Genomic DNA, 24,930 nt, shown 5'->3' on the forward strand with positions numbered 1-24,930 from the left:
TCGTGCTCATCGCCCCTGCGCGGTGAGCACGGCGTCGAGCAGGGAGTGCGCCGTGTCGTCCTTCGATCCGGATGCCGTCGCCACGATCTCTCCGTCGCGTCCGATGATCACGAGCTCGTTGTCGACCGACTCGAACCCGCGCGTCCACCCCACGGCGTTCGCCGCCAGCAGGTCCACCCCCTTGCGCGCGGCTTTCGCGCGGGCGCGTTCGAGGAGCTCGTCGTCGTCGCGGACGGTCTCGGCGGCGAATGCGACGATCGTCTGGCCATCCCGGCGCGCCGCGACGAGACCCGCCACGATGTCGCGGTTCTCGACGAGTTCGAGGGTGAATCCTCCGGGGGTGTCCTGCTTGCGGAGCTTGTGCTCCGACACCGAGGCGACGGAGTAATCGGCGACCGCCGCGGCCATCACGATGACGTCGGCGTCGGGGGCCGTGGCATCCATCGCCCTGCCGAGTTCTTCGGCGGTCGCGACCGCGATGACCTCGACGCGCGGGTCGGGGACGACGTCGGCGTCGAGGTGCGCGGCGACGAGCGTGACCCGCGCCCCGCGGTCGGCGGCGGCCCGGGCGATCGCGACGCCCTGTCTCCCGCTCGAACGGTTGCCGAGGAAGCGGACGGGGTCGATCGGCTCGCGCGTTCCGCCGGCGCTGACGACCACCGACACACCCTCGAGGTCGCGCGGACGCTCGACGAGCGCGAGAGCTGCGGCGACGATGTCCTCGGGCTCCGACATCCGGCCGGGGCCGGAGTCGCCGCCCGTGAGCGCGCCGTCGGCGGGTCCGACGACGTGCACGCCGCGCGAGCGCAGCACCTGCATGTTGTGAGCCGTCGCCGGGTGCCGCCACATCTCGGTGTGCATCGCCGGGGCGACCACCACCGGGGCCGTCGTGGCGAGAAGCGTCGTGCCGAGGAGATCGGACGCCAGCCCCGCGGTCATCGCGGCCAGGGTGTTCGCCGTGGCGGGAGCGATGATCACGAGGTCGGCCGCCTGCCCGAGGGCGACGTGGCGGACGCGCGCGACGTCGTCGTGCACCGAGGTGGTGACGGGGTTGCGGCTGATCGCCTCCCACGTGGGCGACCCGACGAAGCGCAGAGCGTCGTCGGTGGGGATGACGTGCACGTCGTGCCCGGCCTTCACGAGAAGGCGCACCAGCCCGACGGTCTTGTACGCGGCGATTCCTCCGGTGACCCCGACGACGATGAACATCGCCCCAGTCTTCCAGGTGCGCAGGCCGGTGGAGGCGTGAGTGGACTGGTGTGCGGTGCGGCCGGGGCGGGCCGGGGCGGGCCGGGCCGGGGCGGGGCGGGGCGGGTCGGGCGCTGGCGCGGGTGCGGGAGCCGCGGGTCGCGGTGCGCCGTGGGGCGGGCGTCACCAGAACAGGAGATGCGACGACGACAGGCCGACCTGGCGCCGCTCGCCCTGTTCTCGTCGCATCCCCTGTTCTCGTGCGCGGGCAGCGTTCTCTCGGGCGCAGGTAGCGTGGGGCGGGTGTGCACCGTCGTCATCGATGTCCCCGCCGCGCCGAGCGACCCCGTGCGCCTTCTCGCCGTCCGCGATGAAGACCGTGATCGTCCGTGGCGCGGGGTCGGACCGTGGTGGCCCGACCGTTCCGGCGTCCTCGGCGTGCGCGACGACCGCGCGGGCGGGGCGTGGCTGGCCGTCGATCCCGACCGGCGGCGTCTCGCCGTGCTCCTCAACCGCGAGGATCTCTCCACCCGCGGGGACGACGAGGTCGTCAGCCGCGGCGCGATCGCCCTCGATGCGCTGGGTGACGGCATCCCGGATCAGCCGCCGACGCGCGGATTCAACCTCGTCGACGTGGATGCCACCGGTGCCCACCTCGTCGAGTGGGACGGCCGCGAGTCCCGGCGCACGCGGCTGAGCCCCGGCACGCACATGGTCGCGCACCACGCGGTCGACGATCCGGGGACCCCGCGCATCGCGCGCTGGCTCGAGGAGTTCCGGCGCGCAGGGCTCGGCGAGGGATCGGGGTGGTGGGAGCCGTGGATGAACGTCGTCGAGCGGGCGACGCGCGACCCCGGATCCTCGGTCCTGCGGCGCGACGCCCACGACGGTCTCGTCCTGGAGTCGCTGCTCATCTGCGCCGCGAGCATCGGCCCCGACGGCGTCGAGGTGCGCGAAGCGCGGCTGGCGGAGCCGGGGCACTGGGATGCCGGGCTGCCGACCCGGCTGCTCTCGGGCGACCCGCTGTCGCGGCGGTAGGCTGGTGGCATCCCGCCTCCGTAGCTCAGGGGATAGAGCGCCGCACTCCTAACGCGGGCGTCGCAGGTTCGAATCCTGTCGGGGGCACGTCCGTTCTCTGCAGCACGGCTCTGCCACACTGACTTCGTGAGCAGCACAGCGCGGCCCGGGCACCGCACCGCCGTCGGGGTGGGCGGCATCGTCGTCGCGATCATCGCGCTCTACGTCACCGTCGTGGTGCTCTACGCGAGCGGGAGCGGGGTCGTCTCGCGAGGCGACGACGAGGTATCGCCGGGTGCCGTGTCGCTCGTCCTCACGCCGGAGAAGATGGATGCCGCGACCAGCCGCCTGACCGTGTCGCTCCTGCCGAAGCAGGCCGACGGCGGCGAGTACACGAACGGCGTCACGATCGACAAGCCGTTCGCCGTGCTCGTGTCCGCGGTCGCGGGCTCGACGGCGGTGCACTATCAGCCGAGCGAGCTGGTCGCCCCGACCGAGGTGTCGTTCGTGATGGACGGGGCGATCGAGCAGTGGCCGTTCGATCGATACCACGTGACGTCGTTCGTCGTGGCCGCCGTGGATGATGCCGACGGCGAGAGCGTGCCGCTTCCCACCGCCGTGACGGTCAGCGGGCGCGGCGTCACGGGCTGGGACATCACGATGGCCGAACGCGACGCGGGCGACGGTCTGCTCGCGGTGGACATCTCGGCGTCGAGGTCGGGGGCGACGGTGGCGTTCGGCATCGTGCTGCTGACGCTGATGGTCATCATCCCCACCCTCGTGCTCATCGTCGCGATCGCGGTGCTGCGGGGTCGGCGCAAGGTCGAGGTCACCACGCTGGGGTGGATGGGCGCGATGGTGTTCGCGACCATTCCGCTGCGCAACTTCCTGCCCGGTTCGCCGCCGATCGGCTCGTGGATCGACTACCTCATCGTGCTCTGGGTGATCGCGGCGCTGGTCGCCGGGCTGGTCATCTTCGTGATCGCCTGGTGGCGGCGCGGTCCGGCCTGAGGCAGCGTCGGGATTCCCGCGCCGCGGCGTGCGCCGCGCCCGCGCGTCGCGATTGCACGCCGCGATTGCACGCCGCGAGGTCACACGTTCCGCGCGACATCACATCCGCGGGCACGGTTGGAGTCCGTGTCTTCGACCCGATCGTGTGATCTCGGCGACGCGACGCGGCGCGACGCGACGCGGCGTTGCCCTTCGCGACGTCCTCTGACATGATTACTGAACGATCGGTCGGAAAACCTCACGGGTGAGGTGGACGGACCCCGCCAGAGTCGGCGGGGGAGAGGATGGCGATGTCGCAGGCGTTTCTCATCGGCGGTGCACGCACCCCGGTCGGACGGTACGGCGGGGCTTTGGCATCCGTCCGCCCCGACGATCTCGCGGCTCTCGTCGTCGGCGAAGCCGTGGCCCGTGCGGGCGTTCCTGCCGAGGCGATCGACGAGGTGATCCTCGGCGCGGCGAATCAGGCCGGCGAGGACAACCGCAACGTCGCACGGATGGCCGTGCTGCTCGCGGGGCTTCCGGATGCCATTCCCGGACTCACCGTGAACCGTCTCTGCGCCTCGGGGATGAGCGCGATCGCGCTCGCCGCGCAGGCCGTGCGGGCGGGTGACGCCGACATCGTCGTGGCCGGGGGTGTGGAGTCGATGACCCGCGCGCCCTGGGTGCAGGCGAAGCCCGCGAAGGCGTGGGCGAAGCCCGGCGAGGCGTTCGACACCTCGATCGGCTGGCGCTTCACCAACCCGCGGCTCGCGGCCCGCGACAGGGCGACCTTCACGATGCCCGAGACCGCCGAGGAGGTGGCCCGCGTCGACGGCATCTCGCGCGCCGACGCCGACGCCTTCGCCCTGCGGAGTCACGAACGGGCGATCCGGGCTCAGGATGCCGGGCACTTCCGCGACGAGATCGTCGGTGTCGAGACACCTCGGGGTCTCGTCGACACCGACGAAGGGCCGCGGCGAGACACCTCGCTCGAGGTGCTCGCGGGGCTCCGACCCGTCGTGAAGGGCGGCGAGGTGGTGACCGCGGGCAACGCGAGCTCGCTCAACGACGGCGCGTCGGCGATCGTGGTGGCCAGCGCGGCGGCGGTGGAGCGCTACGGCCTGCGGGCACGCGCGCGGATCGTCGCGCACGCCTCGGCGGGAGTGGCTCCGGAGGTCATGGGGCTGGGTCCCGTGCCCGCGACGGAGAAGGCGCTCGCGAAGGCCAGGCTGTCGGCATCCGACCTGGGGGCGGTCGAGCTCAACGAGGCGTTCGCGTCGCAGTCGCTGGCGTGCATGCGTCGGCTCGGTCTCGACCCCGAGATCGTCAACGCCGACGGCGGGGCGATCGCGCTGGGGCACCCGCTCGGGTCCAGCGGGTCGCGGTTGCTGGTGACGCTGCTGGGCCGGTTGGAGCGCGAGGAAGCGCGCTACGGGCTCGCGACGATGTGCGTCGGCGTGGGGCAGGGGACGGCGATGATCGTGGAGCGGGTCGATGGCTGAGGGGGCGGGGGTCCCGGGGGCTTCGACGGGCTCAGCCACCTCGGCGGGGGAGGCCCCTGAGGGTGTCGAAGGGACCGAGGCTCTCGTGGGTCGGGTCCCGGGGGCTTCGACGGGCTCAGCCACCTCTGCGGGGGAGGTCCCTGAGCCTGTCGAAGGGACCGGGATCCTCAGCGCGCCCCGCCTCCGCATCGAGGCCCGCGACGACCGCGTCGTCGCGACCCTCGATCGCCCCGAGCGCCGCAACGCGATCGACCAGGCGATGATCGACGAGCTGCACGCGCTGTGCGCGGAGCTCGAGGAGCGGCCGCGCACCCTGATCCTGACCGGGGCCGGCGGGATCTTCGCTGCCGGCGCCGACATCGCCCAGCTGCGCGAGCGCACCGGCGACGATGCCCGTCGGGGGATCAACGCCACCGCCTTCGACCGCATCCGCCACCTCCCGATGCCCGTGATCGCCGCCATCGACGGCTTCGCGCTGGGCGGGGGAGCGGAGCTGGCGTACGCCGCCGACATCCGCATCGGCACCCCGCGCGTGCGCTTCGGGAACCCCGAACCCGGTCTCGGCATCATCGCCGCCGCCGGCGCGGCCTGGCGCTTGCCCGAGATCGTCGGGCACGCCCGTGCGAGCGAGCTGCTGCTCACCGCGCGCATGATCGACGCCGACGAGGCCCTCGCGTGGGGACTGCTGTCGAGCATCCACGAGCCCGACGCGTTGCTCGACGCCGCGCACGCGATCGCCGACCGGATCGCGGCGAACTCCGTGCGCGCGACCATCCTCACCAAGCGCGCGCTGCTCGCCCCGCGGGCGGAGCACCCGACGATCGACGGCGACCTTCAGGCCGAGCTGTTCGACAGCGCCGACAAACGCGCGCGCATGACCGCGTTCCTCGAGAGGAAGAAGAAGTGACCCTTCCCGACACCACGTCCGCGCCCGATATCGCGAACGCCGGGTCCCCGGCATCCCTCCCCGCCACCGTCGGCGTCCTCGGCGGGGGCCGCATGGGCGCGGGGATCGCGCACGCGTTCCTGCTCGCCGGAGCCCGCGTGCACGTCGTCGAGCGAGACGCCGCGGCCGCCGGGCAGGCGCGCGAGCGCGTCGAGACCGCCCTTGCTCGCTCGGTCGAGCGAGGAACGAAGATCCCGGATGCCGACTTCCTGACCACCGGAGACGATGCGGACGCGTTCGCCGAGGCGGGCCTCGTGATCGAGGCCGTGCCGGAGGATCGCGACCTCAAGCTCGACGCCCTCGCGCGGATCGAGGGAGCTGTGCGGGGCGACGCGGTTGTGGCATCCAACACCTCCTCCATCTCGATCGACGCGCTCGCCGCGTCGCTCGGCCGGCCCGAGCGGTTCCTCGGCCTGCACTTCTTCAACCCGGTGCCGGCGTCGGCGCTCGTCGAGGTCGTGACGGGGTCGGCCACCCTACCGGGGGTCGTGAGCGCGGCGACGAACTGGGTCGAGGCCATCGGCAAGACCGCCGTCGTCGTGCGCGATGCGCCGGGCTTCGCCTCCAGCCGCCTCGGCGTCGCCCTCGGGCTCGAGGCCATCCGCATGCTCGAGGAGGGTGTCGCCTCGGCCCACGACATCGACACGGCGATGGAGCTCGGGTACCGGCATCCGATGGGCCCCCTCCGCACGACCGACATCGTCGGTCTCGACGTGCGTCTGGGCATCGCCGAAGAACTCGAGCGCGCGTTCGGCGCGCGCTTCACCCCGCCCGCGCTGCTGCGAGAGCTCGTCGCCCAGGGGCACCTGGGCCGCAAGACCGGCCGCGGATTCTACGAATGGAGCGAATGATGACGTTTCTCCCCAGCTACGTGAACGGTGCGTGGTGGGCGCCCGGGAGCGACCCCGACGCGGCGATCGTGCGCGACGCCTCGACGGGGGAGGAGATCGTGCGCATCAGCACTCGCGGGCTCGATCTCGCGGGCGCCATCGCCTACGCCCGCCGCGAGGGACAGAAGAATCTTGGCGCCCTCACCTTCCCTCAGCGCGCGATGGTGCTGAAGAACCTCGCGATCGCGCTGAACGAGCGCCGCGAAGAGCTGTACGCCCTCTCGGAGCGCTCCGGCTCGACCCGTCGCGACTCGCTCAGCGACATCGACGGCGGGATCGGCGTGCTCTTCACGTTCTCGTCGAAGGCGCGGCGCGAGCTGCCCGCCGGCAAGGTCGTGCTCGACGGTCCGATCGAGCCCCTGTCGAAGGACGGCTCCTTCCTCGGCCGGCACGTCTACACGCGCCTCCCCGGGGTCGCGGTGCAGATCAACGCCTTCAACTTCCCCATGTGGGGAGCGCTCGAGAAGTTCGCGCCCGCGTTCCTGGCCGGGCTCCCCACGATCGTCAAGCCCGCGACCCCGACGGCATACGTCGCCGAGGCGTGGGTGCGGATGGTCGTCGCGACCGGCCTGCTGCCCGAGGGATCGCTGCAACTGGTGAGCGGCAGCGTCCCGGGCCTGTTCGACCTGCTCGACCTCGGCGACACCGTCGGGTTCACCGGCAGCGCCTCGACCGCCGAGCGTCTGCGCGCCCAGGCGAAGCCCGGCGTGCGCTTCACGAGCGAGACCGACTCGATCAACGCCTCGATCCTCGGTCCCGACGCCGTGCCCGGCACCCCCGAGTTCGACGCCTACGTCAAGCAACTGCTCGTCGAGCTGACCACCAAGGCGGGGCAGAAGTGCACGGCGATCCGCCGCGCGATCGTGCCGAGGGGGACGACGGATGCCGTGGCCGAGGCGCTGCGCGCGAAGATCGCCGAGCGTGTGGTCATCGGTGATCCGCGCGCTGAGGGCGTGACGATGGGACCGGTCGTCTCGCTCGCGCAGCGCGACGAGGTGCTGCGGCAGGTGCGCGCGCTCGAGGAAGCCGGGGGCCGCTTCGTCGTGGGCTCGGCCGACGCCCCGGAGGGGGCGCCCGCCGACGGCGCCTTCCTCCAGCCCATGCTCCTGGCCTTCGCGGATGCCACGACCCCGGCCGTCAACGACATCGAGGCCTTCGGGCCCGTCGCGAGCATCGTCGAGTACGCCGACGTCGCGGACGCGGCGACCATCGTGGCGCGCGGCGGCGGCTCGCTCGTCACGAGCGTTGCCACCCACGACCCCGACGTCGCGACCGAGCTGCTCACCCGCATGGGCGCGATGAACGGCCGGGTGCTCTTCCTCGACCGCGACGACGCGCGCACCTCGACCGGCCATGGCGCCCCCGTGCCGCACCTTGTGCACGGCGGACCCGGCCGCGCCGGCGGTGGCGAGGAGCTCGGCGGCATCCGCTCCGTGCTCCATTACATGCAGCGCACGGCGATCCAAGGCTCGCCGCGCATGCTGACCGCGCTCACCGGGGTGTGGCATCCGGGAGCCGAGACCGACTCCGCCGGCACGCACCCGTTCCGCAAGCCCCTCTCGGACCTCCGGATCGGGGATGCCGTGGAGTCGGCCGAACGCGAGGTCACCCTCGACGACATCGAGGTGTTCGCGAACTTCACCGGCGACACGTTCTACGCGCACATGGACGAGGAGTCCGCCGCGGCGAACCCGTTCTTCCCGGGGCGCGTTGCGCACGGCTACCTCCTCGTGTCGTGGGCGGCGGGGCTGTTCGTGGACCCGGCGCCCGGTCCGGTGCTGGCCAACTCGGGCCTCGAGAACCTGCGCTTCGTCACGCCGGTCTCACCCGGCGACCGCATCCGCGTCGCCCTCACGGCGAAGCAGATCACCCCGCGCGAGACCGACGAGTACGGCGAGGTGCGGTGGGACGCCGTGATCCGCAACCAGGATGACGAGATCGTCGCGCAGTACGACGTGCTGACGCTCGTGGCGAAGACGTGGGCACCCGCTCCCGTGGCGGTGCCGGCATGAGCCTGCGGCCGATGATGCGGAACGACCGCGCGTCGGCGATGCTCGGCATGGTCGTCGAGCACGACGAGCCGGGGGAGTCGCGCGTGTCGATGACCGTGCGCGACGACATGCTCAACGGCTTCGCCATCACCCATGGCGGGCTCGTCTTCACCCTCGCCGACACCGCCTTCGCGATCGCGTGCAACGAGGACGAGCGGGTCACCGTCGCCGGGGGCGCGGACATCACGTTCCTGAAGTCGACCACCGCGGGGCAGACGCTCACGGCGACGGCCGAGCGGCGGGCCCGCAGCGGTCGTACGGGCCTCTACGACATCCGCGTGACCGATGAGAAGGGCGACCTCGTCGCCGAGGTGCGAGGCCGCAGCATCACGACGGATCGGCGACCGCCGGTCCCGGTCCCTTCGACGGGCTCAGGGACCTCTGATGCGCGGGTGGCTGAGCCTGTCGAAGCCTCCGGCCCCCGATCCGCGTCGGTTCCGGTCCCTTCGACAAGCTCAGGGACCTCGGCCGCGCCGGTGGCTGAGCGTGTCGAAGCCTCCGGCCGCCGATCCGCGGCGGTTCCGGTCCCTTCGACAAGCTCAGGGACCTCGGCCGCGCCGGTGGCTGAGCCTGTCGAAGCCTCCGGCCCCCAGCCCTCGAACGACCCCGAGCGCGACGGCGCGCTCCGCACCACGGAGGTGTCCCGATGACCCTGACGACCGCATCGCGCCCGGACTTCCTGGCATCCGTCGATCCCACCGGCATCCCACTCGAGAGTCTGCGTGCGCTGCAGCTCGAGCGCCTGCAATGGACGGTGCGCCACGCCTACGACAACGTCGCCCTCTACCGCCGGAAGTTCGACGAGGCCGGCGTCGGTCCCGACGACATCCGGAGCCTCGACGACATCCGCCTCCTGCCGTTCACCACCAAGGCCGACCTGCGCGAGACCTACCCCTTCGGCATGTTCGCCGTGCCGATGCCCGATGTCCGTCGCATCCACGCATCATCCGGCACGACCGGGCGTCCCACCGTCGTCGGCTACACCGCGGGCGACCTCGACCGCTGGGCCGATCTCGTCGCGCGATCGCTGAGCGCCGCGGGCATCCGCGCCGGCGATCGCGTGCACAACGCCTACGGCTACGGCCTGTTCACCGGCGGACTCGGCGCCCACGCGGGCATCGAGCGGCTCGGCGCGACCGTGATCCCGATGTCGGGCGGGCAGACCGCTCGGCAGGCGCAGCTCATCCAGGACTTCGAACCGGATGCCATCCTCTGCACGCCGAGCTACCTCCTCACCATCGCCGATGCGCTCGAGGCGGCGGGCGTCGACCCGCGCTCGACCTCGCTCAGGGTCGCGGTGCTCGGTGCGGAGCCGTGGACGAACGAGATGCGTCGAGAGATCGAGCGCCGCCTCGACATCGTCGCCGTCGACATCTACGGCCTCAGCGAGGTGATGGGTCCGGGCGTGGCATCCGAGAGCGCCCTCACCAAGGACGGACCGCACATCTGGGAGGATCACTTCCTTCCCGAGACGATCGACGGCGACACGGGCGCGCCCGTCGCCGACGGCGAGCTCGGCGAGCTCGTCTTCACCTCGCTCACCAAGGAGGCCTTCCCGGTCATCCGCTACCGCACGCGCGACCTCACCCGCCTGCAGCCCGGCACCGCGTTCCCGGCCATGCGGCGCATCGAGAAGATCACCGGGCGCAACGACGACATGATCATCCTGCGCGGCGTGAACCTCTTCCCGACGCAGATCGAGGAGATCGTGCTGGGGATCGAGAAGCTCACCCCGCACTTCGTGCTCGAGCTGCGGCGAGAGGGGCGAATGGATGCCATGACCGTCCGCATCGAACGGCATCCGGCCCTCGAGCGCGAGGTGTGCGAGGCCGCCGGCGTCGTGCTCCAGCAACGCATCAAGGTGCTCATCGGCACGAGTGTCGACGTGCGCGTCGAGGAGCCCGGCACGCTGCCCCGCAGCGAGGGCAAGTACAAGCGCGTCTACGACCTGCGCTGACCCCGGGCCGCCGGCCCGCGCCGAGGACGCACTGCTTCGTCGAGACCGCACCCGTTCGATGCCGATCGGATGCGGTCTCGACGAACGCACACGGTCTCGGCGACGCGGCGGCCGCGGCGGCGGCGCGTCGTCAGGACCCCGCGCGCGCCAGCGGGGTGTCGTCGAGGCCGGCGATCAGGTCGCGGAGGCTGTCGAAGACCTCGACCGCCCCGGCATCCCGAAGCTCCTCCGGCGCGAAGCCGCCGGTGCGCACCGCGACCGTGGGGATGTGCGCCTTCGCCGCGGCGATGGCATCCCAGGGGGAGTCGCCGATCATGATCCCGCCGGAGCCGGGAACCCGGTCGAGCGCGGTCTGCACGAGATCGGGCGCGGGCTTGCTGGCCTCGACGTCGTCGGAGGTGGTCCACGCGTCGGCGAGATCGCGCGCGTCGACGAGGTCGAGGAAGTGCTCGACGTGGTCACTCTTGCCGGAGCTCGCGAGCACCACCTGGAAACCGCGCTCCTTCACCGCGACGAGCAGGTCGTGGGCGCCGTTGAAGGGGCGGACCTCGTCGATGAAGGGCTCGAACTCCTCGGTCCACGCGGCGCGCAGCGCCTCGCCGTGCGCGTTCTCGACGTCGTCGCTCGTGAGGGAGGGGACGAGCTGGTCGCCGCCCATGCCGATCGCCCGGTGGATACGCCAGATCGGCAGCACGATGTCGAACCGGAGGAACGAGCGGTACCACGCGAGGGCGTGCTGGTAGTTGGTGTCGACGAGGGTGCCGTCGACGTCGAAGATCGCGGTGTCGGCCATGACCCCACTTCATCCGCTTGCGCGAGAAGCCGCAGCACCGTTGCGGTGCCCTCCGCCCTCCGCTACAGTTTTACTGAACGATCGGTCTGTAAAGGAGTCGACGATGACGATGACCGCCCCCCTTCCCGACGCCGCTGAGGGCGAGGCGATGTTCGACGCCCTCATCGAGGCGGACGGTCGCATCGAGCCTCGGGACTGGATGCCGGAGGGCTACCGCCGCACGCTGATCCGTCAGATCTCCCAGCACGCGCACTCCGAGATCATCGGCATGCAGCCGGAGGGAGCCTGGATCACCCGGGCGCCCAGCCTCAAGCGCAAGTCGATCCTGCTGGCGAAGGTGCAGGATGAAGCGGGCCACGGCCTCTACCTCTACTCGGCCGCGCAGACGCTCGGCATCACGCGCGACGAGATGACGCAGCAGCTCGTCGACGGCAAGGCACGCTACTCGTCGATCTTCAACTACCCGACCCCGACGTGGGCCGACATGGGCGCGATCGGCTGGCTCGTCGACGGAGCCGCGATCTGCAACCAGGTGCCGCTGTGCCGCGCCTCCTACGGACCCTACGGGCGCGCGATGGTGCGCATCTGTAAAGAGGAGTCGTTCCACCAGCGCCAGGGGTTCGAGATCCTTCTCACCCTCATGCAGGGCACCGACGAGCAGCGTGAGATGGCTCAGGATGCCGTGAACCGCTGGTACTGGCCGAGTCTGATGATGTTCGGTCCTCCCGACGACGATTCGCCCAATTCGGCGCAGTCGACGGCGTGGAACATCAAGCGCTTCAGCAACGACGTGCTCCGTCAGCGTTTCGTCTCGATGCTCGTGCCGCAGGCGGCGGTGCTCGGGGTGACGCTGCCCGACCCCGACCTGCGCTTCAACGAGGAGACGGGCGAGTACGACATGGGCGAGATCGACTGGAGCGAGTTCCACGAGGTGCTCGCCGGCCGCGGACCGCTGAACACGATGCGCCGCCAGCACCGCCGCGACGCGCACGAAGAAGGTGCGTGGGTGCGCGAGGCCGCCGCGGCGTACGCCGCGAAGAAGAGCGCCAAGGTGGCCGCCTGATGGCGACCCCGGGCGGTAGCCCCGCCGAGACCTGGCCCCTGTGGGAGGTGTTCGTCCGTGCGAACCGCGGCCTCAGCCACGTGCACGTCGGTTCGCTCCACGCCCCCGACGCCGAGCTCGCCGTGCGCAATGCGCGCGACCTCTACACCCGTCGGGGCGAGGGCGTGTCGGTGTGGGTCGTGCCTTCGGACGCCGTGACCACGAGCGATCCGGGACAGAAGGGTGCCTTCTTCGAGTCGCCGGCGGGCAAGAACTACCGGCACGCGGTCTACTACACCGCGTCCGAGGGGGTGCCGCACCTGTGAGCACCTCGACCGAAAGCGGGTCCCGGTCCCTTCGACAGGCTCAGGGACCTGACGCGGCTGCGGTGGCTGAGCCTGTCGACGCCCCCCAGAGCGGGTCCCGGTCCCTTCGACAGGCTCAGGGACCTGACGGGCCTGCGGTGGCTGAGCCCGTCGAAGCCCCCGACGCGGGGGATCGGTCCCTTCGACCTGAAGCGGCTGCGGTGGCTGAGCCTGTCGACGCCCCCGACCCGCACGGTGACGTCTCGCTCGACGCCCGCGAACTCGGCGCCGAGCTCGCCGGGGGAGAGGATCGCACCACCGACCCCGACGTCGCCGCCTACGCGCTGCGCCTCGGCGACGACGCGCTGATCCTCGCGCAGAACCTCTGCGGCTGGATCGCCCGCGCCCCTGAGATCGAGGAAGACGTCGCCCTCGGCAACATCGCCCTCGACCTCCTCGGCCACGCCCGCTCGCTCCTGCGTTACGCCGGCAGCTACGACGGGCGCAGCGAAGACGACCTCGCCTACTGGCGCGACGAGCCGGACTTCCGCAGCGCCTGGCTCTTCGAGCTTCCCAACGGCGACTTCGCCCACACGATCGCGCGCCAGCTCCTGGCATCCACGTATCTTCTCGAGCTGTACCGCGACCTCACGGCATCCACCGATCCCGTGCTCGCCGCCGTCGCCGCGAAGGCCGAGAAAGAGGTCGACTACCACCGCGATCACGCCGTGCAGTGGACGCTGCGTCTCGCGGGCGGAACCGACGAATCGCGCCGCCGCTTCCTCGTCGCCCTCGACGACACCTGGCCGTACCTCGACGAGCTCTTCCGCGACGAGCCGCTGCACGAACGTCTGGACGGCATCGCGGTCCGGCCGTCGTCCCTGCGCACGCGGGCCGACGAGGTACTCGCCGCGGTTCTGGCGGAAGAAGACGTCCCCGTGCCGGCGATCCCCGCGTCGTCCGCCGGCGGACGCCGAGGCATCCATCACCCGTCGTTCGGCCCCCTGATCGCTGAGATGCAGGTGCTGGCCCGCCGGCACCCGGGGGCGACATGGTGAGCGTCGAACACGCCCGGGAGGTGGCCGCGGCCGTCGTCGATCCCGAGGTGCCGGTGCTCACGATCGACGACCTCGGTGTGCTCCGCGACGTGCGGGTCGACGGCGACACGGTGACCGTCACGATCACCCCCACCTACTCGGGATGCCCCGCGGTCGAGGCGATCCGCGACGACATCGTCCTCGCGCTCACCTCGGCGGGCTTCGACAACGCCGTGGTGAGAACCACCCTCACCCCCGCGTGGACCACCGACTGGATGAGCGACGAGGGCCGCCGCAAGCTCAGCGAGTACGGCATCGCCCCGCCGACGGGTCGCGCTCCGGCCGGTCCCATCCGTCTGACGCTCAGCGTCGTGTGTCCTCGCTGCGGGTCGCTCGACACCCGCGAGCTCTCGCGCTTTGGCTCCACCTCGTGCAAGTCGCTGTGGGAATGCCGCGCCTGCCTCGAACCCTTCGATCACTTCAAGGCCCTCTGATGACGATGACGGATGCCACGGCCGCCGGCCCCGCTGCGACGCCCGCCCCGCGCGCCCGCGCGCGCTTCCACACCCTGCGTGTCGCCGACGTGCGGCCCCTCACGCCGACCGCGATCGAGGTGACGTTCGCCGTCCCGGACGACATCGCGGATGCCTTCGACTACGCGCCTGGCCAGTACGTCGCCCTGCGCGCCACGGTCGACGGAGAGGAGCTCCGCCGCTCCTATTCCCTGTGCCGCCCGCCCGCTCGGGGAACGATCAGCGTCGGCATCAAGCGCGACCCCGACGGCCGATTCTCGAGCTGGGCACACGAGGGCCTGCGCCCCGGCGACGAGATCGACGTCATGAGCCCGCAGGGCACCTTCGTCTCGAGGGCGTCGACGTCGACCGGGCACGTGGTCGCGATCGCGGCGGGTTCGGGGATCACCCCGATCATGGCGCTCGCCGCCGATGTGCTCGAGCGCTCCGCCGACGCCCGCATGACGATCGTCTACGCCAATCGCTCCTCGACCGACGTCATGTTCGTCGACGAGCTCGCCGACCTCAAGGACCGTTACCCCTCGCGCTTGACGCTGCACCACGTGCTCTCGCGCGAGCAGCGCGCCGCTCCCGTGTTCTCGGGCCGGCTCGACGAGGAGCGCCTGCGCCTGATCCTGTCGCGGCTCATCGATCCGGCATCCGTCGACGAGTGGTTCCTCTGCGGTCCCTTCGCGCTCGTCGAGGTGTGCCGCGAGGCGCTCGCCGAGGCGGGTGTTCCCCGTGAGCGTGTGCGCTTCGAGCTCTTCACCGCCGGCGACGGCAACGCACCGGCGCAGACCGGGGGAGCGCGCCCCGTGCGCGTGCGCGCCGATGAGCCCGTCCGCTCGATCGAAATCACCCTCGACGGGCAGTCTGCCCACGTCGACAGCCCGGTGTCGGCGAACGAGACGATCCTCGCCGCGGCCCTCCGCGTGCGCCCCGACGTGCCGTTCGCGTGCGCCGGGGGAGTGTGCGGCACGTGCCGCGCCCGCGTGATCGAGGGGTCGGTGTCGATGACCGAGAACTACGCCCTCGAACCGGACGAGATCGAGCGCGGATACGTGCTCACCTGCCAATCGCACCCGACCTCCGACACCGTGCGCGTCGACTACGACGGATAGGGATGCCGTGATCGACTACTCCCACGCCGACGACCTCGCGATCATCACGCTGAACGCCCCCGCCCGTCGAAACGCGCTCGGCCTCGACGCCCTCGGGGCGCTCGCCGAGGCGTACGACCGAGCCGAGGCCGACGGCGCGCGCGCCGTGCTCCTCCGCGGGGAGGGGCCGTCGTTCTGCGCCGGCCGCGACATCGCGGGCGTGGACCCGGCCACCGACGACGTCGCCGGATACCTCGAGGCCACTCTCGCGCCGCTCCTCCGGCGCATGGCATCCTTCCCCGCTCCCACCTTCGCCGCCGCCCACGGGGCGTGCCTCGGCGTCGGCCTCGGGCTCCTCATCGCGACCGACGTCGTCTTCGTCGCCGATACCGCGAAGGTGGGCTCGCCGTTCGCCGCGCTCGGTGCGACCCTCGACTCGGGCGGCCACGCCCTGTTCGCCGAGCGTCTCGGCACCCACGCCACGCTCGACCTCATCTACACCGGTCGGATGCTGACGGGGGAGGAGGCCGTGCGCGCCGGACTGTTCTCGAGGGTGGTCCCGGCATCCGAGATTCAGGATGCCACCGAGCTCGCCGCCCGTCGGGCCGCGGCCGGTCCCACCGAGGCTTTCCGCGCGAGCAAGCGCATCGTGACGGCGATCCGCGACGAGCGGCTGGGCCTGTGGGAGGCGATGGCGCTCGAGAACCGGGCGCAGGCCGCTCTCGCGCGGACCGATGACTACCGCGAGGGCTTCGCCGCCTTCCAGGCCAAACGCACGCCGGAGTTCCGGGGGCGCTGACGCGTGAGCACCCGCTGCTGATTGAATCGGCTCATGTCGATCGACGAAGAAGACGAACTCGCTCAGCTGCGCCGCCGGGCGTACTCGCCTTCTGCCGACATCGCCTCGGATCCCGATGCCCTCCGGCGTCTGATCGAACTCGAGGCCCGCGCGAACGCGACCGAGCAGGCGCCCGCGTCGGCCCCCGCCGTGCCCGAGGAGCCGGTCGCCCCCGCCGAGAGCGAGATCCCGGATGCCACCCCCGCCCGGCCGCGGATCACACGGCCGCGCCTGCGCCGCTCGACGGTGATTCTGCTGGCCGCCGCCGCGCTCGTCGTCGCGACCCTGGCCACCGTGCTCGTGGTCGTGCAGCGGGTGCAGACCGATCCGCTCCAGGCCGGGGCGACGCAGATCGCCCGGCTGGCACCCGACCCGGACTTCGAGGTACCGAGCTCGCTCACGGTGGGGATCACGGGCAACGTCACGGCGTTCGAGGAGTTCGAAGGTTTCCGCGTGATCTCGCAGCCGTCGTACTACGACGCCGAGGGAGCAGCCCGCTGCATGACGGTGTGGCAGCCGGAATTGCTCGACACGGCGGGCGGGGGCGGGTTCTCGTACGACGGCGAGTTCTTCCTGAGCACGTGCGGCGCCGGATCATTTCCCGCGAACATGACGATGCTCCTGCGGGACGGCACCCCCGAGCGCGCGCAGACGGACTTCCCCGCGGGGACCGCCTTGCAGTTCGTCTACGACGCGGTGAACAACGAGATCGTCATCTTCCGCGGCTGACCCGCGAAACGACGATGCCCCGGCACACGGCCGGGGCATCGTCGACACAGTGCGCGTCAGGCGGCGGAGGTCACCGCGAACTGGACGGAGCCCTGCGGGTCGATCTGCGCGTCGAGGACGCGGTCATCGAGGACGGCGGCGGCGTCGGTGTCGAGGAACACCCGCGCGCCCGCGTGCTCGACGACGGCGTCCTGCGGCTGCGGGCCGTCGACGACCGACAGCGAGAACTGGGACTCGGGCGAACCCGCGCCCTCGATGCGCACCCCGCCCTGGGCGGCGTCGGGGTACTGCGCGGTGATGGTCTTGACGGCGGTCGTGGCCTCTTCGGTGAGCGTCAGCATTCGTGGCTCTCCTTCTTTGTCGACGACAGGAGCCAGCCACGATGCCGAGAATCCGCGCGGCCCTCAAGCTCTGGCATCCATTTCCAGGGGATTCTCACCGAGCGCACAGAGGGCGCGCACGCGGGTCAGGGAAGCAGACCCGCCCGACGGGCGCGTGCGACCGCGGCGTGCCGCGTCGAGGCGTCGAGCTTGGCCATCGCCGATGCCAGATACGACTTGACGGTGGTTTCACGGAGGTGGAGGGATGCCGCGATCTCACCGTTCGTCGACCCGACCGCGGCGCACGCCAGCACGTCGATCTCGCGGCGCGAAAGGTGGATGTCGGCGTCCTCGCCGGAGCGCGGGGCGTCCCCGGTGAGAGCGGCCAGACGGGCCTCGAGCTCTTCGAGACGCCGGCGCACGTCATCGTCGCCGACCGTGGCGGCGATGCTGCGCAACTGCGCGTAGCTCTCGCGGATCTCTTCGCGCACGCCCACGCTCAGTCCGTTGTCGCCCGACGGCATCGTGGAGAGGCGGCGATCCACCTCCTCGCGCACACGGAGCTCGGTGCCCAGCTCTCCCGCGACGTCGAACGCGGGGCGCGCCTCGATATCCCCGACCGGTGCCTGCGCCCAGGATCCGCAGTACAGGACGCCCCGCGCGTGGCCGCGCACGAGCACCGGAACGGCGAACAGCGTCGCGATGCCCTCGCCGAGGATGGCGCGGTCGTAGTCGTGCGTGATGGACCGCGCGGTGCGGTAGTCCAATGTCATCCGCGGGCGTCGCTCGACGAGGGCGCGTCCGCCGAGGCCGCGCTCGGCGCGGACGACGAGTCCCTCGATGCTGCGCGTGCGCGCTCCGACGATGGTCGTGACGTGGACGGCTCCGTTGTGCTCCAGGCCGCCGAACGCGAGGGGGAAATGGGTGCGGCGCGCGAGTTCGGCGACGGCGTGAGACACGAGTGTCGCGTCGTCGCGAAGAACGGTCGGTGCTCCCAAGAGAACTACCTACTTCCGGGGGTGACGGCTGCGTCGCCGCCTTTCGTAGCGTCGACCCTACCACCGGGAGCGCTTCCACCATCCCGGGTCATCATCCCCCCAATCGGTGCGATGTTGCACCGGTCCCATGAGGCAAGGAGGCCACATGACGGACAGAAGAATCGACCCCGCCCCGGGAGGCGGCGTCGACTACATCGCGGTCGAGGAGTCCGCACCGTTCCGCGATCTGAAGAAGCGGCAGCGCAGCTTCATCTTCCCGCTCGCGGTCGCATTCCTCGTCTGGTACTTCGTCTACGTGCTGCTGTCGTCGTTCGCGCCGGAGTTCATGGCGCAGCCGGTGTTCGGCGCCGTGACGGTCGGGCTCCTGTTCGGTCTGGGGCAGTTCGTCACGACGTTCGCGATCACGATGGGCTACGTCGCATATGCGAACCGTCGGCTCGACCCCCTCGCGGAGCAACTGCGCGATGAGCTCGAGCGCACCGAGCGGGGGACCGCATGAACGAGGTCTTCGGCACCGTCCACGCCGCCGTCCAGACGGTGGAGAACAACCCGGTCTTGAACATCTCGATCTTCGGCGCCTTCGTCGCCGTGACGCTGTTCATCGTCATCCGGGCCAGCCGTAACAGCAAGACCGCGGCCGACTACTACGCCGCGGGGCGCTCGTTCACGGGACCCCAGAACGGCTTCGCCATCGCGGGCGACTACCTTTCGGCGGCGTCGTTCCTCGGGATCGTCGGCGCGATCGCGATCAACGGATACGACGGCTTCCTCTACTCGATCGGCTTCCTCGTCGCCTGGCTGGTGGCGCTGCTGCTGGTGGCGGAGCTCATGCGCAACACCGGCAAGTTCACGATGGCCGATGTGCTCTCGTTCCGCCTCCGGGAACGCCCCGTCCGTATGGCGGCGGCGATCACGACGCTCGCGGTGTGCTTCTTCTACCTGCTCGCGCAGATGGCGGGTGCCGGTGGACTCGTCTCCCTCCTGCTCGGGATCACGGAGCGACTGGGGCAGTCGATCGTCGTCGCGGTGGTCGGCCTTCTCATGATCGTCTACGTGCTCATCGGCGGTATGAAGGGCACGACGTGGGTGCAGATCGTCAAGGCGTTCCTTCTCATCGGCGGCGCCGTCGTCATGACGATCTGGGTGCTCGCGATCAACGGCTTCAACCTCAACACCCTTCTCGAAGCGGCCGTCGCCGCCTCGCCGAAGGGGGAGGCGGTGCTCGCACCCGGTCTCCAGTACGGCAAGAACCCGTGGGACTTCATCTCCCTGGCGCTCGCCCTGGTGCTGGGCACGGCGGGCCTGCCCCACGTGCTCATGCGCTTCTACACGGTGCCCACGGCCAAAGAGGCCCGGCGGTCGGTGGTCTGGGCCATCTGGCTCATCGGCCTGTTCTACATCCTCACTCTCGTGCTCGGTTACGGTGCGGGCGCCCTCGTCGGACCGGATGCCATCCTGGCGGCGCCGGGAGGCGTCAACGCGGCGGCTCCTCTGCTGGCCCTCGCGCTCGGCGGCCCGATCCTGCTCGGGTTCATTTCGGCGGTGGCCTTCGCGACGATCCTCGCGGTCGTTGCCGGTCTGACCATCACCGCGGCCGCGTCGTTCGCGCACGACATCTACGCGAGCGTCGTGAAGAAGGGCAACGTCCCGCCGGACGGAGAGGTCAAGGTCGCCCGACGCACCGTCATCGTCATCGGTGTGCTCGCGATCATCGGCGGCATCGGGGTCCAGGGGCAGAACGTGGCGTTCCTCGTCGCGCTGGCCTTCGCCGTCGCGGCGTCGGCGAACCTCCCGACCATCCTGTACTCGCTCTTCTGGCGCCGTTTCACCACGCGCGGTGCCGTATGGAGCATGTACGGCGGTCTCGGCTCCGCCCTGGTGCTGATCTTCCTCTCGCCGGTCTTCTGGGGCACGCCCACCAGCGTGTTCGTCGACGCCGGCGTGGCGATCTGGCCGCTCAACAACCCGGGCATCGTGTCGATCCCCCTGGGCTTCCTGCTCGGCTGGCTCGGCTCGATCACCTCGCGCCGCGCCGAGGATGCCGGAAAGGCGGCGGAGATGGACGTGCGCTCGCTCACCGGCTTCGGTGCGGAGAAGGCGTCCACCCACTGAGAACCGCTCTGTGGAGCGGGGGCGCCCGGTCTCGTCGGCGACAGCCACGGGGCCGGGCGCTTCGCGTCGTGGGGGCCATCGCCGGCGCCCCCCGAGCCGGGGCATGCTCCGCGCTCGCACGCCCCTACGCCCCCACCGCCCCTCACCCGGCGCGGCGACCTCACCCCGTCCCGCGCAGCCCCTCCCCGAGCACCACGTCGTTCTCGAGCGACAGCAGGTACTCCTTCACCTCGGGGTGCCCGCCGTACTCGCCGATCGACCCGTCGGCACGCACGACGCGGTGCACGGGCACGACGATCGAGAACGGGCTCTTCGCGCACGCCGTCCCCACCGCGCGCGCGGCCCCCGGGGCTCCCGCGAGGATCGCCACCTCGCCGTATGACGCCATCTCGCCGTACGGGATGTCGATCGTGGCCTGCAGGGCGGTCCGCGTGAAGCCCTGCACGAGTCGCCAGTCGAGCGGCACCTCGAAGTGCCGCCGCGCGCCGTCGAAGTACTCGTCGAGCTGCTCGCGCAGGTCGACGGCACCGTCGGGGTCGGGCTCGGGCAGGACCCCGAGCCGCTGCGCGATCTCGGCCCGGGCGAGGTCGATGCCGTCGTGTGCGACGTCGAGCCGCACGAGGGCATCGTTCACGAACGTGAGGAGGATCGGGCCGATCGGGCTGTCGTATTCGGTGCTGGTGACGGTGTTCATACGCTCATCCTCGTGACCGGCGAGACCGCCCATCGGGCTTCTGCCCGGAACCGGGGACGACCTCGCGATTCGGCATCCTGGGGAGGAACAGCCGATCCGACGGCGTGTCGCGGATTCCCGCAAAACCCGCCCCGGCTACGCGCGATCCACAGATGCCCGGCTTAGTCTGGCAGGTGTGTGGCGAGCTGAGGATGACACCGTGAGCGGTGGCGACGGAGACGGGTCCTCGTCGACCGTCGATCCGGCCGAGCTGCGACTGTCGGAGCCCGGCATCGTGGTCCGCCACGTCGCCGACCCGGAGCGCGACCGCATCCGCGCGGAGGCCGCGGCCCTCGGCGGGCGCTCCACGCTCCTGCGGTTCGATGACGCGCTCGATGCCGGCATCGACATCACCAAGGCGCATCCCGGCTCCCTCCCGCAGTTCATCACCGGTCGCGCGACGCTCCTCTCGAACCTCTTCCGCGACGAGGTGGCGCTGCGCACGGCGCGACTCGCCGCCGAACGCATCACCGCGAAGAACGTCGAACTCCGCACCGCGCGCGGTCTCGAGCCCGTGCACCTCGCCGTGGGCCTCGCCGCGTGGAAGATCGGGGGAGTGGAGTGGTCGTCGCCCGTCCTCCTCCGGCCCCTCGCGATCCGTCGGCACAACGGCGACTTCGAGCTCAAGCTGCACGGCGCCTTCGTGATGAACCCCGAGCTGGCTCGCGCATTCCGCACCCATCTCGGCATCCACATCGACAGTGCCGCCCTCGCGGGCCTCGCGTACGACCAGGGCGTGTTCAAGCCGCAGCCGGTGATCGACCACATCCGTCGCCTGACCACGCACGTCCCCACCTTCGTGGTGCACCCGCGCCTGGTGATCTCGTCGTTCGCCGACGTGGGTTCCGGCATGGCGCGCGACACCCAGCACCTCGACGACACGCTGCTGAACGCCCTCGCCGGGCACCCCGACGACCGCGCTCGCATCACCGTGCGCCGCGAGGACCCCGTGATCGTCAGCCCCGACGAGCGCACGCCCGCGTCCGACACCCTCCTCCTCGACGCCGACGCCGAGCAGGAGCGCGTCCTCGCCCGCATCGTCGCGGGACACTCGCTCGCCGTCCACACCCTGCCCGGAACCGGCGGCACCCAGACCGTCATCAACGCGGTGGGGCAGCTCGTCCACGACGGTAAGCGCGTGCTCGTGGTCAGTGCACGGCGCTCGACCCTCGACGGCATCCGTCATCGCCTGGCCGGAGTCGGACTCACGGGACTGGCCGTCTCCCCGAACCACGTGCGACGCGATCTCATCCGGGCCATCGGCCGCAACGAGAAGGCCGAACAGCCCAAGGTCGCCGAGATCGACGATGCACTGCTGCGCCTCCGTACGGTCCTGCGCGATTACCGCTCGGCCGTCACCGAGCCGCATCTGGCGCTCGGGGTCTCCGCCCTCGACGTGCTCCGCGCGCTCACCGCTTTGGCATCCACCTCACCGCCGCCCTCCACCGCGGCGCGGTTCGACCTCGCGACGATGGAGCGGCTCGCCGGACGACGGGATGCCGCAGCGCGAGCGCTGGCGATGGCCGCGCGCCTGGGTGAGTTCCGCTTCGGGCCCGACGACTCACCGTGGTACGGCGTCAGCTTCACTCGCACCGAAGACGCGCGGGCCGCGCACGACCTGGCCGGCAAGCTGCACACGCACGACGTTCCGCGACTGCTCGAGCGCGGGTACGAGCTCATCGCGCAGACGCGCATGCGTCCGTTCCAGACGGTGTCCGAACTCGGCGCGTACCTCAAGCTGCTGCAGGGCATCCGCGAGTCGCTCGACCGGTTCAGCCCCAGCGTCTTCGAGCGTCCCCTCGGCGAGCTGATCGACGCGCACTCGCCGCGCCGCGACGCCTCGCCCATGAGTGGTCCCAACCGCCGTCGCCTGAAGCGCCTCTCGAAGGAGTACGTGCGCCCGGGCGTGCACGTCACCGACATGTACGAGGCGCTCGTGCGGATCCAGCAGCAGCGCACCGAATGGCAGCGCGTGGTCGACGTCGGAGTGACGCCGGAGGTGCCCCTGGGCCTCGCCGACGTGCACGTCGCCTGGCAGCGCGTCGACGCACTGCTCGGCGAGCTCGACCAGATCCTCGGTCGTCAGGGGTCGGAGCGCCTGGCGACGTTGCCGGTGCACGAGCTCGTGCGGACACTCGCGGGTCTCGCCGCCGAATCCACCTTCTTCGACAACCTCGTCGAGCGCGCGCAGCTGCGCTCCGAGCTCGCCCGTCTGGGGCTGGAGCCGCTCCTCGTCGAGCTGTCCGTCCGCCACGTTCCCGAAGAGCGCGTGGGCAACGAGCTCGAGTTCGCGTGGTGGCAGTCGGCCCTGGAGCATCTGCTCCGCACCGACCGCGCCCTCCTCGGAGCCAACACGGCCGTCGTCGACCGCCTCGAGCGCGACTTCCGGCTCGTCGACGAGGCGCATGCCGCGGCGGCGGGTCCGCTGCTCGCCGCGGAGCTCGCGAAGCAGTGGCGCATCGGCATCGTCGATCACCCTGACGAGGCCGCCGCGCTCAAGCGTTCGCTCAAGGACGGCCTCCACACGGCCACCGAGATCTCGGATGCCGCGCCCACCCTCCTGCGCACGCTCGCGCCCGTGTGGCTCGCGTCGCCCTACGAGGTCCCGGACGTGCCGACCGACCTCGCCTTCGACGTCGTCATCATCGCGGACGCCGCCGCCCTCTGCCTCGCGGAGGCGGCCCCGGCCCTGCGCCGTGCCCGCCAGGTCGTGCTGTTCGGCGACCCCGTGGTCCAGAAGCCCACCCCGTTCCGCGTCAGCGCCTCGATCGCGCCCGCGCCCGACGAGGCCGACGACGTGCCCTTCGACGAGGTCTCGGTCTTCGAGCGCATCGCCGAACTCCTCCCCGTCGAGACGCTGACCCGCAGCTACCGCGCCGGGGGCGAAGACCTCGCGCAGCTCGTCAACGACGCGTTCTACGGCGGCGAGATCGTCTCCCTCCCGTGGGCCGGTTCGTACCTCGGCCGCGGCAGCCTCAGTGTCGACTACGTCGAGAACGGCGTGGGCGCACCCCACCCCGTCAGCGGAGCCGTCGAGAGCCCGGATGCCGAGGTCGCCCGCGTCGTCAGCATCGTCATCGAGCACGCGGTCAACCGTGCGTCCGAGTCGCTCATGGTCGTCACCGCGAGCCGCACCCACGCGGAGCGCGTGCGTGCGTCCGTCGAGGCGGCGCTCGCGGGCCGTTCCGACGTCGCGGCCTTCGTGTCTCGGGATGCCGCCGAGCCCTTCGCCGTGCTCACCCTCGAAGAGTCGGTGGCCGAGAGCCGCGACCGCGTGGTGTTCTCGCTCGGCTTCGGTCTCACGCGCCACGGACGCGTCCTCAGCGACTTCGGCGACCTGTCGACCCCCGACGGAGAGCGTCTGCTCACGGTCGGCATGACCCGGGCCCGACGCTCGATGGTGATCGTCTCGTCGATCCGCCCCTCCGCGTTCGACGACGGCCGTCTCGAACACGGTGCCGCAACGCTCATGGGCATCCTCGGGTCGGTCGCGTCTCGCGGCCGCGAGAGCCGTCTCGAAGACCTCGCCGACCCCCTCACGCGGGCCCTCGCCCGCGAGTTGCGCGCCCTCGGTGTCGAGGTCGACCTCGACTACCGCGGCCTCCTCCCGCTCGTGGCCCGACACGGGGGCAAGGCCGTCGTGGCCGAGAGCGACCCCGAGACGATCGGGGAGTCGCTGCGCGAGACGCTGCGCCTTCGCCCGCAGATCCTGCGTCGCCTCGGCTGGCACTACGTGCGCGTGCACGCGTTCGACCTCTACAGCGACCCCGCGGGAGTGGCATCCCGGATCGCGGAACTGCTCGGCATCGCGCCCGACGACCCCACCGACTCGGGCACGACCACCGAGCCCCTCGACCTGCCCGGCTGATC

General features: G+C 71.3%; 23 protein-coding genes and 1 tRNA gene. 19 read left to right on the top strand and 5 right to left on the bottom strand.

Features of this window, described 5'->3' with window-relative positions; translation table 11 throughout:
- Positions 1–6 precede the first annotated feature (6 nt).
- Positions 7–1,209: a bifunctional phosphopantothenoylcysteine decarboxylase/phosphopantothenate--cysteine ligase CoaBC gene (gene coaBC / locus MTES_RS13705; RefSeq protein WP_013585867.1), complete on the bottom strand. Its 1,203-nt coding sequence runs from the start codon at positions 1,207–1,209 to the stop codon at positions 7–9.
- 177 nt (positions 1,210–1,386) lie between these two features.
- Between coaBC and MTES_RS13710 the strand changes: the two genes are divergently transcribed.
- The 9 genes from MTES_RS13710 (at position 1,387) to paaK (ending at position 10,541) form a co-directional block, all read left to right on the top strand.
- A complete protein-coding gene (locus MTES_RS13710; RefSeq protein WP_013585868.1) occupies positions 1,387–2,226 on the top strand; it encodes an NRDE family protein in 840 nt (279 codons plus the stop codon).
- A 14-nt stretch (positions 2,227–2,240) separates the two neighbouring features.
- A tRNA-Arg gene (locus MTES_RS13715) sits at positions 2,241–2,313 on the top strand.
- A gap of 39 nt (positions 2,314–2,352) precedes the next feature.
- Positions 2,353–3,216, top strand: a complete 864-nt coding sequence (locus MTES_RS18590) for a DUF4436 family protein (protein ID WP_158309757.1) — start codon at positions 2,353–2,355, stop codon at positions 3,214–3,216.
- Between the two features lie 290 nt (positions 3,217–3,506).
- Complete coding sequence (locus MTES_RS13725) at positions 3,507–4,697, top strand: thiolase family protein (protein WP_013585870.1); 1,191 nt, start codon at positions 3,507–3,509, stop codon at positions 4,695–4,697.
- Positions 4,690–5,604, top strand: a complete 915-nt coding sequence (locus tag MTES_RS13730; protein ID WP_013585871.1) for an enoyl-CoA hydratase/isomerase family protein — start codon at positions 4,690–4,692, stop codon at positions 5,602–5,604. The genes MTES_RS13725 and MTES_RS13730 overlap by 8 nt, the downstream gene beginning before the upstream one ends.
- Positions 5,601–6,494, top strand: a complete 894-nt coding sequence (locus tag MTES_RS13735; protein ID WP_013585872.1) for a 3-hydroxyacyl-CoA dehydrogenase family protein — start codon at positions 5,601–5,603, stop codon at positions 6,492–6,494. The genes MTES_RS13730 and MTES_RS13735 overlap by 4 nt, the downstream gene beginning before the upstream one ends.
- On the top strand, positions 6,491–8,545 hold the full coding sequence (paaZ, locus tag MTES_RS13740; RefSeq protein ID WP_148272885.1) for a phenylacetic acid degradation bifunctional protein PaaZ: 2,055 nt from the start codon (positions 6,491–6,493) through the stop codon (positions 8,543–8,545). The genes MTES_RS13735 and paaZ overlap by 4 nt, the downstream gene beginning before the upstream one ends.
- A complete protein-coding gene (paaI, locus tag MTES_RS20035; RefSeq protein ID WP_013585874.1) occupies positions 8,542–9,234 on the top strand; it encodes a hydroxyphenylacetyl-CoA thioesterase PaaI in 693 nt (230 codons plus the stop codon). Before paaZ ends, paaI begins: the two co-directional genes overlap by 4 nt.
- Positions 9,231–10,541 (top strand): phenylacetate--CoA ligase PaaK, encoded by a 1,311-nt coding sequence (paaK, locus tag MTES_RS13750; protein WP_013585875.1) that lies wholly within the window; start codon positions 9,231–9,233, stop codon positions 10,539–10,541. Before paaI ends, paaK begins: the two co-directional genes overlap by 4 nt.
- Before the next feature lie 130 nt (positions 10,542–10,671).
- On the opposite strand, the gene MTES_RS13755 is transcribed toward paaK, so the two are convergent.
- Positions 10,672–11,334 carry an HAD family hydrolase gene (locus MTES_RS13755; RefSeq protein ID WP_013585876.1) on the bottom strand — a complete coding sequence of 221 codons (663 nt, stop codon included), beginning with the start codon at positions 11,332–11,334 and terminating at the stop codon, positions 10,672–10,674.
- A 103-nt stretch (positions 11,335–11,437) separates the two neighbouring features.
- On the opposite strand from MTES_RS13755, the gene paaA reads away from it, so the two are divergent.
- From paaA to MTES_RS13790, 7 genes are all read left to right on the top strand, one after another.
- Positions 11,438–12,397 carry a 1,2-phenylacetyl-CoA epoxidase subunit PaaA gene (paaA, locus tag MTES_RS13760; RefSeq protein ID WP_013585877.1) on the top strand — a complete coding sequence of 320 codons (960 nt, stop codon included), beginning with the start codon at positions 11,438–11,440 and terminating at the stop codon, positions 12,395–12,397.
- Complete coding sequence (paaB, locus tag MTES_RS13765; protein ID WP_013585878.1) at positions 12,397–12,702, top strand: 1,2-phenylacetyl-CoA epoxidase subunit PaaB; 306 nt, start codon at positions 12,397–12,399, stop codon at positions 12,700–12,702. Before paaA ends, paaB begins: the two co-directional genes overlap by 1 nt.
- Before the next feature lie 200 nt (positions 12,703–12,902).
- A complete protein-coding gene (paaC, locus tag MTES_RS13770; protein WP_013585879.1) occupies positions 12,903–13,739 on the top strand; it encodes a 1,2-phenylacetyl-CoA epoxidase subunit PaaC in 837 nt (278 codons plus the stop codon).
- Complete coding sequence (paaD, locus tag MTES_RS13775; protein WP_013585880.1) at positions 13,733–14,212, top strand: 1,2-phenylacetyl-CoA epoxidase subunit PaaD; 480 nt, start codon at positions 13,733–13,735, stop codon at positions 14,210–14,212. Before paaC ends, paaD begins: the two co-directional genes overlap by 7 nt.
- Positions 14,212–15,351: a 1,2-phenylacetyl-CoA epoxidase subunit PaaE gene (gene paaE / locus MTES_RS13780; protein ID WP_013585881.1), complete on the top strand. Its 1,140-nt coding sequence runs from the start codon at positions 14,212–14,214 to the stop codon at positions 15,349–15,351. The genes paaD and paaE overlap by 1 nt, the downstream gene beginning before the upstream one ends.
- A gap of 7 nt (positions 15,352–15,358) precedes the next feature.
- Positions 15,359–16,129 (top strand): enoyl-CoA hydratase/isomerase family protein, encoded by a 771-nt coding sequence (locus MTES_RS13785; protein ID WP_013585882.1) that lies wholly within the window; start codon positions 15,359–15,361, stop codon positions 16,127–16,129.
- Between the two features lie 33 nt (positions 16,130–16,162).
- Positions 16,163–16,897, top strand: a complete 735-nt coding sequence (locus MTES_RS13790; protein ID WP_013585883.1) for a hypothetical protein — start codon at positions 16,163–16,165, stop codon at positions 16,895–16,897.
- Between the two features lie 56 nt (positions 16,898–16,953).
- Here MTES_RS13790 and MTES_RS13795 read toward each other — a convergent pair whose 3' ends face one another.
- Together MTES_RS13795 and MTES_RS13800 are read right to left on the bottom strand one after the other, a co-directional pair.
- Positions 16,954–17,238, bottom strand: a complete 285-nt coding sequence (locus MTES_RS13795; RefSeq protein WP_013585884.1) for a hypothetical protein — start codon at positions 17,236–17,238, stop codon at positions 16,954–16,956.
- Positions 17,239–17,363: 125 nt separating this feature from the next.
- Entirely contained in the window at positions 17,364–18,215 is an 852-nt protein-coding gene (locus tag MTES_RS13800; protein ID WP_013585885.1) for a response regulator transcription factor, read from the bottom strand.
- 145 nt (positions 18,216–18,360) lie between these two features.
- Between MTES_RS13800 and MTES_RS13805 the strand changes: the two genes are divergently transcribed.
- Both MTES_RS13805 and MTES_RS13810 read left to right on the top strand, forming a co-directional pair.
- A complete protein-coding gene (locus tag MTES_RS13805; protein WP_013585886.1) occupies positions 18,361–18,714 on the top strand; it encodes a DUF485 domain-containing protein in 354 nt (117 codons plus the stop codon).
- Positions 18,711–20,327, top strand: coding sequence for a cation acetate symporter (locus MTES_RS13810; RefSeq protein WP_013585887.1), 1,617 nt, complete (start codon positions 18,711–18,713; stop codon positions 20,325–20,327). Before MTES_RS13805 ends, MTES_RS13810 begins: the two co-directional genes overlap by 4 nt.
- A gap of 160 nt (positions 20,328–20,487) precedes the next feature.
- Here the strand turns inward: MTES_RS13810 and MTES_RS13815 are convergent, their stop codons facing one another.
- The gene (locus tag MTES_RS13815) at positions 20,488–21,021 is read right to left on the bottom strand and encodes a methylated-DNA--[protein]-cysteine S-methyltransferase (RefSeq protein WP_013585888.1); all 534 of its coding nucleotides are present in this window, start codon (positions 21,019–21,021) and stop codon (positions 20,488–20,490) included.
- A 199-nt stretch (positions 21,022–21,220) separates the two neighbouring features.
- Between MTES_RS13815 and MTES_RS13820 the strand changes: the two genes are divergently transcribed.
- Positions 21,221–24,928 (top strand): ATP-binding protein, encoded by a 3,708-nt coding sequence (locus MTES_RS13820; RefSeq protein WP_013585889.1) that lies wholly within the window; start codon positions 21,221–21,223, stop codon positions 24,926–24,928.
- Positions 24,929–24,930 lie beyond the last annotated feature (2 nt).

This window comes from Microbacterium testaceum StLB037, assembly GCF_000202635.1.
Taxonomy (GTDB): domain Bacteria; phylum Actinomycetota; class Actinomycetes; order Actinomycetales; family Microbacteriaceae; genus Microbacterium; species Microbacterium testaceum_F.

Coding starts and splice junctions, on each gene's coding strand:
- coaBC (WP_013585867.1), bottom strand. CDS start 1,209: ATGTTCATCGTCGTCGGGGTCACCGGAGGAATCGCCGCGTACAAGACC.
- MTES_RS13710 (WP_013585868.1), top strand. CDS start 1,387: ATGCGACGACGACAGGCCGACCTGGCGCCGCTCGCCCTGTTCTCGTCG.
- MTES_RS13725 (WP_013585870.1), top strand. CDS start 3,507: ATGTCGCAGGCGTTTCTCATCGGCGGTGCACGCACCCCGGTCGGACGG.
- MTES_RS13730 (WP_013585871.1), top strand. CDS start 4,690: ATGGCTGAGGGGGCGGGGGTCCCGGGGGCTTCGACGGGCTCAGCCACC.
- paaZ (WP_148272885.1), top strand. CDS start 6,491: ATGATGACGTTTCTCCCCAGCTACGTGAACGGTGCGTGGTGGGCGCCC.
- paaI (WP_013585874.1), top strand. CDS start 8,542: ATGAGCCTGCGGCCGATGATGCGGAACGACCGCGCGTCGGCGATGCTC.
- paaK (WP_013585875.1), top strand. CDS start 9,231: ATGACCCTGACGACCGCATCGCGCCCGGACTTCCTGGCATCCGTCGAT.
- MTES_RS13755 (WP_013585876.1), bottom strand. CDS start 11,334: ATGGCCGACACCGCGATCTTCGACGTCGACGGCACCCTCGTCGACACC.
- paaA (WP_013585877.1), top strand. CDS start 11,438: ATGACGATGACCGCCCCCCTTCCCGACGCCGCTGAGGGCGAGGCGATG.
- paaB (WP_013585878.1), top strand. CDS start 12,397: ATGGCGACCCCGGGCGGTAGCCCCGCCGAGACCTGGCCCCTGTGGGAG.
- paaD (WP_013585880.1), top strand. CDS start 13,733: ATGGTGAGCGTCGAACACGCCCGGGAGGTGGCCGCGGCCGTCGTCGAT.
- paaE (WP_013585881.1), top strand. CDS start 14,212: ATGACGATGACGGATGCCACGGCCGCCGGCCCCGCTGCGACGCCCGCC.
- MTES_RS13790 (WP_013585883.1), top strand. CDS start 16,163: ATGTCGATCGACGAAGAAGACGAACTCGCTCAGCTGCGCCGCCGGGCG.
- MTES_RS13795 (WP_013585884.1), bottom strand. CDS start 17,238: ATGCTGACGCTCACCGAAGAGGCCACGACCGCCGTCAAGACCATCACC.
- MTES_RS13805 (WP_013585886.1), top strand. CDS start 18,361: ATGACGGACAGAAGAATCGACCCCGCCCCGGGAGGCGGCGTCGACTAC.
- MTES_RS13810 (WP_013585887.1), top strand. CDS start 18,711: ATGAACGAGGTCTTCGGCACCGTCCACGCCGCCGTCCAGACGGTGGAG.
- MTES_RS13815 (WP_013585888.1), bottom strand. CDS start 21,021: ATGAACACCGTCACCAGCACCGAATACGACAGCCCGATCGGCCCGATC.